Raw genomic sequence first — 12,922 nt, 5'->3', positions numbered from 1 at the left:
AAAATAACTCTTAATATTCATTAAAATTCTTAGGCAATTTAAAAAATTTCACAAAATCACTCTTATATAATTTTTCATGATTAGAATATCCACGTTTTTTAAACACCTCCTTATTAATATAAAACCTTATTTCCGTCTTATCTTTTTGGTTTAAATATTCAAAAATCCTGTTAAACAAATAATTTCTTGATTCCTTCTTAATTGAAGCACTTTTTAAATAATCAAAAAGCTCGAACCAAAAAACATAACTTGTTTGAGCCTCAACCCAAACCTTCTGATCTTGCTTGATCGAATCCGGTAAATAAGCACATGCTGTTTTAAAACATTCAAGATCGTCACTGATTCGTTTAGCAATTGAAGTAAGTATTTGGCCTTGGACCTTCTTTTGCAGGGTTACACTAGAGCCAGTTTGATTAAGTACAGTCTTAAGTATGTCCAATTGAGTTTTTTCAACCACAATCTTCGAGTGACTCGTACTACGATGTTTGACTTTTTGCTTTGATTTTGAATATTTTTTGGACATTATGAACTCCAAAAATAATGCTCTAAAAATTCAGTTTGGCTTTTTTAGGCGTAGCAAAGCCTAGAGCATAAATTCAAAAAGAATTTAAACTGATGTTATATTTAGAGATTATTAAAATTTATTTTCGGGTTGAGATAGTATTTCTTGTTATTGCCTGCTTTTTTATACCTAAATATAATGAGCTTTAAGAACAGGAAAAACTATCTCAATTTAATTGATTAACGAGACTTTTTTAGATTCTCATGCCATTCAACAATTTCGTTATAATCAAAATAAATTGCGGCTTGACGTTTATCATTTTGCTTTATTGCTACTGGAAAGTTGGGGTCAGTTTCCCTTAACTCTCTAATGGTCTGTGGGGTAACATCAAGCATCTTACATAATGTTGACTGCTTAATACGAAGTCTTTCGTCAAGGAATACTTTACCAGTACTCACTTTGACCTCCACTTTATCTTTCTTCATGAGATCACTCCTAACTTCTCTAAGATCTGCGAAGATTTATACAAATCATTCAAGGTAGGAGTGAACACACCGATTTGATATTTAGGTGACACCTCAGTGTAAACACTTGTTTTATAATGTATTTATTTTTTATCAGTGACAACATATTGGGGTTTTGGATTTGTTATTTTTTCAATTTCTTTTATAAAAGTCTGGTTGATATCATATTTTCTATCTAAATCCATAGCGCATAATTGAAATAAATCTGTATGCTTTAAGTTTTTCTCAGTTTTATAATATTTTTTTTCAACATACATAGAACAATAAGCATCAATTATAACCATTATTTTTTTGGGAAAATCTCCATTTAAATTACTTTTATTAAATTCAGATAATTTTCTCAGATATTCCTCCACATTAGTAAACCCGCCAATATCTTCATCATTTTCAATAGAAAAATTATTATTTATAGCCTTTTCATTCTCCAACCCACCAAGAAGATTTAATAAACATTTTCTTTCAACAAATAAATTATTCATTTTTAAATTAAGATCTAAATTTATTTTTTTAGAAAAAAATTCTCCAAATTTTGCAGGTAAATTAATATTACTTGGCCCATTTAACAAGCAGACCAATTCATCACCATTAATAGCAGTGTTTACTATAAATTCACTCTTTAAATCTAAACTCCTAACAATATTATAGATATTTTTTATGTTAAAAGCCTTGTTATCTAGTTTTAGATATCCTTCATACCTAACAACTTCAAAAATATTTTTATCTAAATCCTTACAATCAACTTGATTATCTGTTAGGCCAACAAATCCATCATAATAAAAATATAAGCTTAGATTAGAGCTCTTAATAGCATCTACAATTTCTGCTCCATAAATATCATTTGCTTTTAGTTCTTCTAACTTTTCAATTATTGGTAATAAAGTCATAAAAAAGGTAAGGTTTGTTGATAACCTTACCTTTATAATGCCTATTAGACATTTTGTGAAAATTATTGAGTTTTTTATGCTGAAATTTTATCCAAATGATCAGCATATTCCTGCATTATCACTACACGTTGAGGCAAATACTTCGCTTTATTATATTTACCCTCAACACCGCCTTTTACATGTGCAAGTGAAAATTCAACATGTCGTTCATCATAATCATGTTCATTAAGAATCGTTGATGCGATATGCCTAAATCCATGCGGTGTTTGACGACCTTGATATCCCAAACGACGTAAAGCCATTATGAATACAGTTTCTGAAGCAGGTTCGCTTGGATTCAATCTACTCGGAAACAAATATTCACTTTTAGGATTAAGCTCTTTCAACCGTAGTAATAATTTACAGACTTGCTTTGACAATGGGACTATGTGCTCACGTCTTTTTTTCATTCGCTCAGCTGGAATAGACCATAACTTCTTTTCTAAATTAAATTCACTCCAGGTCGCTTCTCTAAGTTCAGAAGGTCTGCAGAATAGATAGCTTAAAAGCATTAGGCCTATTCTAGTGTCTTCTGTCGGATATCTACGAATTGTTCTAAGCAATTCAGGAACGTCTTCTGTTCGTACATGGGGCATACTTTTGGGAGTAGCTGGTTCTAGATATTTATGTATACCTTCAAGCGGATTATATTCTATGCGCCCTGTAACCTTTGCTAAATTATAAATATCCCGACACATTGTTAAAATTCTCTTAACCTGTTCGTTAATACCTTGCTCAGCTTGGATACTTCTTAAATGATTGAACCATTCAACGGCCAAAATCGTATCAAAAGGCCTATGACCAAACTTAGGAAAAATATGTTTTTCCAAAGCACCTTTATTTCTTACAAAAGTCCCTTCGACCCAACTTCCTTTACGGATTTCCAACCATTCTTGTGCGAGAGCCTTAAATAAATCTTTGCGCTCATTCAACTCTTTTTCTTGAAATTGTTTCTTAGTAAAAACTGGATTTTTACCATCAACAATATCATTAAGTAATTCCCGAGCTTTTTTTCTTGCCTTAGCACCTGATATTAGCGGATAAGAGCCCAAACTAATCCAAGACCATTTTCCATCTTCTTTTTTATACCGAAAAACCCAAGATTTTTTCCCACTTGGAGCAACCCTAAAATAAAGATTTTCGCTGTCTTTAATTCGGTACTCACTTGCCTCAGGTTCTAGATTTTCCAATGCTGTATCAGCGATCGGAAAACGCTTTATTTGTGTCCGCTTCATGATTTGTACACATCCAGTTCAATTTTTCCGCTGTGTACACCCTACGTGTACAGCTTCACTTCAAAATGTTCTTAAATGATATGCAATGATCTTAAAACAAAAAAGGCTTGAACCCTTAGGATTCAAGCCTTTAGCCGAAGATCTTTGAAGATCTTCGGATTTACTTTTGAATTTTGGTGGAGATGGCGGGAGTTGAACCCGCGTCCGCCAGCACTACGCTCGAGAATACTACATGCTTAGATATCGTCTATTGATTTAGCTCTTTGTGACCCGACGAACAGGGTACAAATCGCGATCCTTTAAGATTTAGTATAAGACCCCAAGGCTTGATCTTATACGGACTTGTGTGCGTTCGCTTCAGTCGGGACCCCTAACCACAAGTATTCAGGGATGCGGACAAGCTGCCCTTAGGCAGCTAGAGCGTAAGTTTCGTCGTTTGCGACTAAAATATGCAAATTTGATTTACGAGAGAAAATGCGCTCTCGACATGCATCTATGAGTTTCATCACCAGCGTCGAAGCCAGAAACATCCCCAAAGTAGCGTCATCATAGCATAACTGCAAAAAATTGCGATGCAATTTTGAAACAATTACACATTGATCTGCGCTTAATTACATAATTGCGTTAATATTTTATTTTTCAAGACCGCAAAAGAAAAATATATGAGCTATTTATTGGCACTCGATCAAGGAACGACTTCAAGTCGTGCGATCATTTTTAACGAACATGGACAAGTTCAAGCTACAGCTCAACGGGAAACCCATATTCAAACCCCACATTCGGGTTGGGTGGAGCAAGATGCTCAGGAAATTTGGAGTACCCAAATTGCCGTCGTACAGCAAGCGCTCGCTTCTGCCCGTATCCTCGCCAAAGACATTAAAGCCATTGGCCTGACCAATCAGCGTGAAACCACTGTGGTTTGGGATAAACGCACAGGTCAACCGCTCGCTCCTGCAATTGTCTGGCAAGACCGCCGTGCAACCGAGTGGTGTGGGCAACTAACTCAACAAAACCTCAATGACCTCATTCACAAAAAGACCGGTTTACGTATCGACCCCTATTTTAGTGCTGGGAAATTGGTCTGGTTATTAGAACACACCCAAGGTCTACGTGAACTCGCAGAGCAAGGTCATGTGGCTTTCGGCACGATTGACAGTTGGTTGGTGTGGAACCTGACACAAGGTGCAGAGCATGTGATTGAAGCAAGCAATGCCTCACGAACCATGCTAATGAACTTGCAGCAACAAGCTTGGGATGAAGAACTCTTAGAATTATTTGATATTCCCCTTTCGGTCCTTCCTAAAATCATCAGTTCAGATGAATATATTGCAGATACCGCTACAGGTTTACTTGGCGCAAACATTCCCATTACCGGCATTTTAGGTGATCAACAATCTGCGCTATTTGGTCAATCTTGTTTTGAAGCCGGTACAGCCAAAAATACCTACGGTACAGGCTGTTTCATGTTGTTTAATACCGGCACTGAAGTTCAATATAGTCAAAATAAACTACTCTCGACATTGGCGTGGAAAGCACAAAACCAAACCCATTATGCACTCGAAGGCAGTGTCTTTATGGCGGGTGCCATTGTGCAATGGCTAAGAGACGGTTTAGGGATTATTCAAAAAAGCAGTGATGTTGAAAAACTCGCGTGCCAAGTGGAGCATACCGATGGCGTGGTTTTGGTTCCTGCCTTTACTGGGCTAGGCGCTCCGCATTGGGATAGTGATGCCCGTGCCCTCCTCTGTGGAATGTCACGTGGTACAAATAAATCCCACATAGCTCGTGCCGCCTTAGAGGCCATTGCCTTTCAAGTGTCGGATGTATTGACCGCCATGCAGTCAGACCTGTCTAGTCCACTTAAAGAACTCCGGGTCGATGGCGGTGCCAGTAGCAATGATATGCTGATGCAATTTCAGGCCGATATCTTAAATGTGCCTGTACTGCGTCCTAAACTTTTAGAATCAACTGCATGGGGTGCTGCCGCAATGGCTGGACTCAAAGCGGGTGTGTTTTCAAATCTTGATGAAATTGCTGCATCATGGCAATTAGAACGTGCTTTTGAACCAAAAATGAATGCAGATCAACGTGAATTTCATTTGGCTCAGTGGCAATCTGCACTCAAACGGGCGCGCTCGGATCTTTGATTTTTTTCAATCAACGCCGTATGCAATATAAAACCGCTCGAATGAGCGGTTTTTTATACTTGATGTTATTTAGTGTGCATGACCGCCACCCACACCTGCTTTAGGTCGCGGACAGAGCCAAATGATCAGTGCGGCGAATATAAAGACACCCGCCAAGACTAAAAACACATGATTGGCTGAAAGCGTTAAGGCTTCTTTATCCACCAAACTGGAGATATATCCCAAAGCAGCTTCTGAACTCATTCCATGATTCACCAAGGTGTTTTGTACCTCAGTAACATGTAAATTACTGACCATTTCACTGCGTGCGACTTTGGTGTGATCATCCCAAATGGTTACTGCAATCGAGGCTCCAATTGCCCCTGCCATGGTTCTTAAGAAGTTCATCAAACCTGCTGCAGATGCCATGTCTTGTGGCAGTACAGATGCTAAGGCCATATTTGACAAGGGAATAAAGAAAAATGGAACGGCAAAACCTTGTAATATTTGCGGTAAAGCCAAAGCCATAAAGTCCGCATCCGTGGTCCAAAAGGCGCGCATAAGGGTTACACCGCCCAAAATACTTAAACCAAAACTCGACAAAGCACGTTGATCGTACTTGGTTGCAAGCTTCGCAACAATTGGCGACATGGTCAGACTACCGACGCCCATCGTTGCCGTGAGATAACCTGCCCACGTTGCGGTATAGCCCAAGTTGATCTGTAACCACTGCGGAATCAGGACAATACTGCCAAAAAAGGCACCAAAACCAAAGGCCAAAGCCAAGACCGAAATGGTAAAGCTTCGGTACTTAAACAGCAGTATATTCACCACAGGATGCCGCTCAGTCAGCTCCCAAATCGTAAAAACGATCAACCCGACAAATGCCGTCAGTGCCAGTACCACGATAAATGGATGATTAAACCAATCTCGTTCATGACCCAAGTCCAACATCAATTGCAAGGCACCGATCCACAACACCAACAGCAGTAAACCACCGCGGTCAATTTTCAATTTCTGTGTTGGAGTTTCAGCCGTTTTCAGTAAGCGCATCGCTGCGATTGCACAACCGATCCCGACAGGAATATTGATAAAGAAAATCCAATGCCAAGATAAATTATCACTGATCGTACCACCCAAAATTGGACCTAAAATGGGGCCAACTACAGTGGTCATTGCCCACATGCCCATGGCTTGGGATTGCTTTTCAGGAGGGAAAATACGCATTAACAACGTTTGGCTCAGTGGCATAATCGGGCCACCAAACAAACCTTGCCCAATTCGGCAAAACACCAACATTTCCAAACTGGTCGATAAACCACACAGTATCGAAAATACAGTAAAGCCAAACAGGCTGATCACAAAAACCCGTACAGAACCAAAGCGCCCAGCGAGCCAACCGGTTAATGGCACACAAATCGCTTCTGCCACAGCATAAGAGGTAATGACCCATGTCCCTTGGGATGCCGATACTGCAAGGCTACCAGTAATATGCGGCACAGATACATTGGCAATGGTCATGTCGAGCACAACCATAAAGTTCGCCAATGCCAAGACCAAGGCAGCGAGAATCAGACGACCACCTTTCAGGTCAGTCATTTGCATTTGCTGATTCATAGGCAATTACTTCGATTTCAGGTCAATCGTCGCTTCCATAGACAGCCCCACACGTAGTGGGTGTTCTGCCAACTCTTTTGGATCTAAACGAATCCTCACAGGTAAACGCTGAACCACTTTAATCCAGTTTCCTGTGGCATTTTGTGCCGGAATCAAGGCAAATGCTGAACCTGTGCCACCAGAAAAACCAGTGACTATGCCATTAAATTTAACTTTGTCACCATACAGATCAGACGTCAGTTCAACTTTTTGACCCGCTTGCACCCCTGCCAATTGACTTTCTTTAAAGTTAGCATCGACATATAACTGAGAGACTGGCACTACCATCATTAATGACGTTCCCGGTGCAATGCGTTGTCCAACTTGAATATTACGACGTGTCACCACACCATCAAAGGGTGCTTTGATTTGTGTACGTTCTAAGTTCAACTGAGCTTGTTGTAGACGTGCTTGTGCAACTAAAACATCTGGGGTTGAGTTTTCATTGCTGTCTTGAATTAATGCATCATTCGCAGCTTTATTACTTTGTGCCGCTTTTTGACTAGATTTGGCTTGAGCAAGTCCTGCTTGAGCCACATCAAAACTAGCTTTAGCTGTATTCACAGCACTTTGCGCTGTGCTTAATTCTTCTTTAGAAATCGCACCTGAAGCAGCCAATTGTTGACGACGTTGTAATTCATCTTGAGCTTTATTCAGATCGGCTTGTGCCTTGGCGACTTGTGCGCTTGCACTATGAATTGCATCATCACTGACAAAAATTTGTGAGTTTAAAGAGCTGCTATTCGCCGCAGTTTGTTTGTATTGGCGTTTTGCTTTAAGTAATTCAGCCTGTGCCTGAGCTAAGGCAATTTCAGCATCGCGCGCATCAATGCGAACAAGCACATCGCCTTTTTTCACTTGCTGCGTATCACTCACCAAAACATCTGCCACTTGCCCCGTGACCATCGAGGTAATCGACGCTGTTTCTGCACCGACATAGGCATTATCGGTACTGACGGAATGATTTAGAAATATTGACCAAATCAAATACATCACCAAAGCAATCACGATCAATACAGCCACTATACCAAGGCCTTTTTTTCTGCGTGCTTTTAATTCCTGATCGGTGGGCTGCTTTGTAGATGGGGTTTCTGGCAGGTTACTAACGGTATCTGTCATAGATTTGTCCTAAATCTAGCAGACTTGGTCATGGCATCATGAGCTTTGCAAAGCATGTCAACTTTGCTGTCAGATAATGGTGTCGTGAGAAAGTCTATCTTCTTCAATTTTCCGGCATTTTAAAGCTAAAAAATCATATCCTGAGAATAGAAAATGTAACTCGTCAGTCTTTTTTTCGTCGGCAACAGGATAAAATCATGCCCTGCTGCCAATACTGGACTTTATTTTTTCATCATTTTGAATGTGTTAACTTAAAAATGGCTTAATAAGCATACGATGCAATCGCCGTTGCAATCGCTTTACCTTCATCATTGACCATGGTCATACGCATAGTGCAACCCTTACGGCCTAAACGTAAGGTTTCAGCTCGTGCAAGGAAATACTGTCCACGTCCTGGCGCCAAATAATCTACACGCATATCGACAGTAGCTAAGCGAGATACCTTTTTACTCGTTTCTGCTAGATCTTCAGCTGTGGCCTTTTTATACAATTCTGCCATTGCAGAGATACCACCGATACTGTCGAGTAAGGTTGCCGCTACACCACCATGTAAAATTTGGAATGCGACATTTCCAATTAAATTACTGGCCATGTCGACACGTGCTTCGATCTGACCATCAATCACCGTCATTTTCATGGCATTGTGTACAAAAAATGGGGAGCTGTTAAATGCTTGAGCAATGTTATTTAATAAAGTATCGATTTCAATCTTCGAGTTTAGGTCAATATTACCGGTCCAACTCTTATTTACATCTGTCATAGCCTACTCGAATCGCTGTCATTGAATAAAAAAATAATACGGGGTGCGCCAAACCCTCATTATGCGTCTACAATAGTCAAAGTTTAATACTGATCAATGAGATTGTTATGACCTATACGTTCAATCGTCCAGCTTTTCCTGCCACTCGCATGCGTCGCATTCGTAAAAATGACCAGCTTCGTGCCATGGTGCGTGAAACTCAACTGACGACTGATCATCTCATTTATCCAGTATTTGTGTTGCCAGGCCAGAAACAAACTCAAGATATTCCAAGCATGCCAAACGTACAGCGTCTATCTGCTGACTTGTTACTAAAAAAGGCAGAACGTTTACTCGAATTGGGTGTTTCAAAATTAGCTTTGTTCCCAGTTACACCACAGGAAGATAAAAGTTTAACGGCTGAAGCAGCTTGGCATGAAGATGGCTTAGTCCAAAGCACCATCCGCTTATTAAAAAAAGAACTACCAGAAATGGTTCTCATCACTGATGGTGCGCTCGACCCATACACCACACATGGTCAAGACGGTATCATTGATGATACCGGCTATGTACTGAATGATGAAACCGTTGAATGCTTAATTAAACAAGCACTCAGCCATGCCGAAGCGGGTGCAGATGTGGTTGCACCAAGTGACATGATGGATGGTCGTATCGGTGCGATTCGCCAAGCGCTTGAAGCCAATGGCCATATCTATACCAACATCATGGCTTATTCTGCAAAATATGCGTCTAGCTTTTACGGGCCATTCCGTGATGCGGTAGGTTCTTCAAGCAACCTCAAAGGTGGCAATAAATATAACTATCAAATGGACATCGGTAACCGTGCTGAAGCTTTACATGAAATCGCACTGGATATCCAAGAAGGCGCCGACATGGTGATTGTAAAACCGGGTATGCCGTATTTAGATATCGTCCGTGAAGTCAAAGATAATTTCGGTGTTCCAACATTTGTCTATCAAGTGAGTGGCGAATACGCCATGTTGGCAGGTGCCATTCAAAATGGTTGGCTGTCTGAAAACGTGATTATCGAATCGCTTATGAGCTGCCGCCGTGCAGGTGCAGATGGGATCTGGACTTACTTTGCTGAAGATGCAGCACTCATGTTGAAAGACATGAAATAACCTGCAAAGCCTTCCTGAAATGGTAACGTTCAGAAAGGCTTTTTTTATATCTGTAAAATTTAAAAAACAGTCTTGGAAGAAAAACTTCGGCGTTGCTGAAGTTAAGATCAAACTCATACATTCATCGGTTAAAAGAACATGAATATTGCCATTATTGGGGCGGGTATTAGTGGTTTACTCAGCGCATTGGAACTCGTTGAACGCGGTTGTACGGTGACGATTTTCGACCAACAACGCACAGGTTCTGCCGCATCATGGGCTGGTGGTGGCATCCTCTCCCCGATGTATCCTTGGCGATATCCCAATGAAGTCAATGCGCTCGCACGTTATGGCAAGCAGAGCTACCAAAAATGGAATGAAAAATTAAAACCTATGACTGGGATTGATTTTGAAATTCATGAAACTGGCATGCTGATTTTTGATGAAGATGATTTTGAAATTGGCTTAGATTATGCCCGTTTGCACCAAGACCCAATGCAACACGCTGATTATTTACAATCCGATCAAATTGAGCAGATTAATCCTCACATTTCAGCACGCTTTGCACATGGAATTTATTTTTCGCAATTAGCCAACATCCGTAATCCACGACTTTTGCAGTCATTAACGGCTTATTTACAGCAGCATCCTAAAGTTCAGATTTATGAACATTGCCCGATCCACCAATTAAACCGTTCGGATAATCGTATCCAGTCCATCACCACCGCAGATGGTACGCAACATACAGCAGATCAATTCGTTATTGCCACGGGCGCTTGGTCAGCCGAGTGGAGTGAACAACTGGACATTGAGATACCCGTACAACCTGTGCAGGGACAAATGCTTCTTTTTAAAACCCCGCAGAACTGGTTGCCGACCATGTGCATGAATAAAGTCATGTACTTGATTCCACGCCAAGATGGTCATGTGGTTTGCGGCTCAAGTATGCGCCAATGTGGTTTTGATACTCAGACCACAGATGCAACCTTACAGCATATTCAAGAATCGTGCTTTGACATGGTGCCAGAGCTTGCCAACTTTCCGATTGTGAAATCTTGGGCTGGCCTGCGTCCATCTTCCCCTGAAGGGATTCCGTATATTGGGCAGATGCCAAATTTCGACAATCTATGGGCAAATTTTGGGCATTTTAGAAATGGTTTATGTATGGGACCTGCTTCAGCTCAGTTATTGGCTGAACTGATGACTGGGGAAACGCCTTCATTCAATGCAGACAACTATAGTCCAACTCGCCTGTTTCAAGATGCATTGTTAAGCGTCGAATAATGGTCAATAGGTCAAATTCAACTAAGCCAATAAATCCTGCAAGGCTTCTTTTAACGTCGGAAATTTAAACTCAAAGCCTTGCTGTAATAAAGCAGCTGGCTGAACCAGTTGACCATTTAAAATTAATTGCGATTGCTCACCCAATAAAATTTTAAAAACAATTGCAGGCACATTGAGCCACGGCTTTTTCGCTAATTGACGTGCTGCAATCTGCGCAAATTGAGCCTGTGTCGATTTTTCAGGCGCAACTAAATTAAAAATATGCGGATCGATTGGCGTGGGTTCAAGCAATGCATGTTTTTTCTCTGCTTGTTTCATTAAAAACAGCATACTTCGGATCACATCTTGTATATGTATCCACACAAAAGGCTGCCGACCGGAACCTATTTTGTTGACCAAATTGAGCTGAATCGGTCGCAGCATTTGCGGTAAGATTCCGCCACCTTCAGCCAAGACCACACCTAGTCGTGTGATAATGGTATTTTGTTCAGGAAATTGGCGTGTGACTTGCTCCCAACTTTGGCATAGCTCTGACATAAAAATGGCTTGTGGTGCAGCATTTTCATCGCACACTTTTGTCCATTGTTCTTCAATATCAATACCATAATAGCCAACAGCCGAACCTAAAATAATGCATTTCGGAAAAATTTTACGTTTACGTAAATATTGATACAGCGCTTCTGTGGTTTTGACCCGACTTTCTAATAATTGCTGTTTACGCGTCTCTGTCCAGCGACCTTTGCCGATACTTTCACCTGCAAGATTAATCACATAATCAATTCTGTCATGAGGAATTTGATCGAGCTGCTGTACCCAAGTTAAATGTGGTGATTTAGAAATACGCCCAGCCTTACGACTGAGCCCAATCACTTTATAATCCGCAGCTAAAAGTGCCTTGATGAGATGTGTGCCAATAAAACCGCTGCCACCCGTCAGCAGTACTGTGGGCTGATGCATAATTTGTTCTTATCTATATGAAATAATACTGTTATCTATAGAACAAGATCACCAGATGATCAAGCTTTATGCGCCAAACTTTTGAGAAGCCATCCGCTGTGCTTGCGGACCATAAAACCAATAGGTGATTAAATACAAAGGGATAGCCATCAGTAATAACATGATCACCATTAAACTCATAAACTGAGGATGTTGAACATAGAGCATTAAATTTTGCCAAATTTCAGGATCTTTTCTTGAAAAAATTGCGATACCCAAAAGTACAAAACCAAAATTATATAACCAAAAAATCAGGCTAAAACCTAGGGTAAATTTTTTACGTTCTGCCTGTGTCGGTGCTCTCTGATTTTTATTTAAAAACCGAAATAACACCACGATCATGGCAATCAGATAGGGTACGACCGTTAAAATACCACCCACACCCTGTGGCAATAATGCTGCGATCACACCGCAAATACAGGTCATGATTAAACAAATGAAAAAAAACAAGAAAAAATAACGTGTTAAAGACACCATGACCCTAACCCAAGAAGAAGTTGACACCTAGTATAAAAAAAAATGCATTTTTTTTCATTTTCATGTCAACCAATCTGTAATCAGCTACGTTATATAGGGTACAAGGTCTGTAGCAACCGATGATTTGGACGGCATCCACAATGTTTCGGTGACCTTTTTAAAAGCAATAAGTTTCATTTTGAATTTAAGTATGAACAGCAGCCATCACTTAAATTTGAAA

General features: G+C 40.4%; 12 protein-coding genes and 1 other RNA gene. 3 read left to right on the top strand and 10 right to left on the bottom strand.

Translation table 11 applies throughout. The annotated features are described in order from the left end of the window. Positions 1-10: 10 nt before the first annotated feature. The 5 genes from FTU64_RS07345 to ssrA form a co-directional block, all read right to left on the bottom strand. The gene (locus FTU64_RS07345) at positions 11-523 is read right to left on the bottom strand and encodes a hypothetical protein (protein ID WP_180052717.1); all 513 of its coding nucleotides are present in this window, start codon (positions 521-523) and stop codon (positions 11-13) included. Between the two features lie 218 nt (positions 524-741). After that, positions 742-987: a transcriptional regulator gene (locus FTU64_RS07340; protein WP_180052718.1), complete on the bottom strand. Its 246-nt coding sequence runs from the start codon at positions 985-987 to the stop codon at positions 742-744. A 122-nt stretch (positions 988-1,109) separates the two neighbouring features. Continuing rightward, positions 1,110-1,910: a hypothetical protein gene (locus FTU64_RS07335; RefSeq protein ID WP_180052719.1), complete on the bottom strand. Its 801-nt coding sequence runs from the start codon at positions 1,908-1,910 to the stop codon at positions 1,110-1,112. 74 nt (positions 1,911-1,984) lie between these two features. Continuing rightward, positions 1,985-3,184: a tyrosine-type recombinase/integrase gene (locus FTU64_RS07330; RefSeq protein ID WP_180052720.1), complete on the bottom strand. Its 1,200-nt coding sequence runs from the start codon at positions 3,182-3,184 to the stop codon at positions 1,985-1,987. Positions 3,185-3,358: 174 nt separating this feature from the next. Next, positions 3,359-3,718, bottom strand: a transfer-messenger RNA (tmRNA) gene (ssrA, locus tag FTU64_RS07325). A 128-nt stretch (positions 3,719-3,846) separates the two neighbouring features. Between ssrA and glpK the strand changes: the two genes are divergently transcribed. Next, on the top strand, positions 3,847-5,331 hold the full coding sequence (gene glpK / locus FTU64_RS07320) for a glycerol kinase GlpK (protein ID WP_180022282.1): 1,485 nt from the start codon (positions 3,847-3,849) through the stop codon (positions 5,329-5,331). Between the two features lie 69 nt (positions 5,332-5,400). On the opposite strand, the gene FTU64_RS07315 is transcribed toward glpK, so the two are convergent. From FTU64_RS07315 to FTU64_RS07305, 3 genes are all read right to left on the bottom strand, one after another. Further along, entirely contained in the window at positions 5,401-6,927 is a 1,527-nt protein-coding gene (locus FTU64_RS07315; RefSeq protein WP_180059490.1) for a DHA2 family efflux MFS transporter permease subunit, read from the bottom strand. Between the two features lie 6 nt (positions 6,928-6,933). After that, the gene (locus FTU64_RS07310) at positions 6,934-8,085 is read right to left on the bottom strand and encodes an efflux RND transporter periplasmic adaptor subunit (RefSeq protein ID WP_180059489.1); all 1,152 of its coding nucleotides are present in this window, start codon (positions 8,083-8,085) and stop codon (positions 6,934-6,936) included. A gap of 262 nt (positions 8,086-8,347) precedes the next feature. Further along, entirely contained in the window at positions 8,348-8,845 is a 498-nt protein-coding gene (locus FTU64_RS07305; RefSeq protein ID WP_180059488.1) for a thioesterase family protein, read from the bottom strand. A 107-nt stretch (positions 8,846-8,952) separates the two neighbouring features. Here FTU64_RS07305 and hemB point away from each other — a divergent pair, with 107 nt between their 5' ends. Both hemB and thiO read left to right on the top strand, forming a co-directional pair. Further along, the gene (hemB, locus tag FTU64_RS07300) at positions 8,953-9,966 is read left to right on the top strand and encodes a porphobilinogen synthase (RefSeq protein WP_180059487.1); all 1,014 of its coding nucleotides are present in this window, start codon (positions 8,953-8,955) and stop codon (positions 9,964-9,966) included. Between the two features lie 138 nt (positions 9,967-10,104). After that, on the top strand, positions 10,105-11,229 hold the full coding sequence (gene thiO, locus FTU64_RS07295; protein ID WP_180055318.1) for a glycine oxidase ThiO: 1,125 nt from the start codon (positions 10,105-10,107) through the stop codon (positions 11,227-11,229). A 21-nt stretch (positions 11,230-11,250) separates the two neighbouring features. On the opposite strand, the gene FTU64_RS07290 is transcribed toward thiO, so the two are convergent. Beyond that, positions 11,251-12,186: a TIGR01777 family oxidoreductase gene (locus FTU64_RS07290; RefSeq protein ID WP_180055316.1), complete on the bottom strand. Its 936-nt coding sequence runs from the start codon at positions 12,184-12,186 to the stop codon at positions 11,251-11,253. A gap of 66 nt (positions 12,187-12,252) precedes the next feature. After that, positions 12,253-12,702, bottom strand: coding sequence for an ABZJ_00895 family protein (locus FTU64_RS07285; protein WP_168379056.1), 450 nt, complete (start codon positions 12,700-12,702; stop codon positions 12,253-12,255). Positions 12,703-12,922 lie beyond the last annotated feature (220 nt).

The organism is Acinetobacter sp. YH12128 (assembly GCF_013418655.1).
Taxonomy (GTDB): Bacteria; Pseudomonadota; Gammaproteobacteria; order Pseudomonadales; family Moraxellaceae; genus Acinetobacter; species Acinetobacter amyesii.
This window is presented reverse-complemented; position numbering and strand designations above follow the sequence as displayed.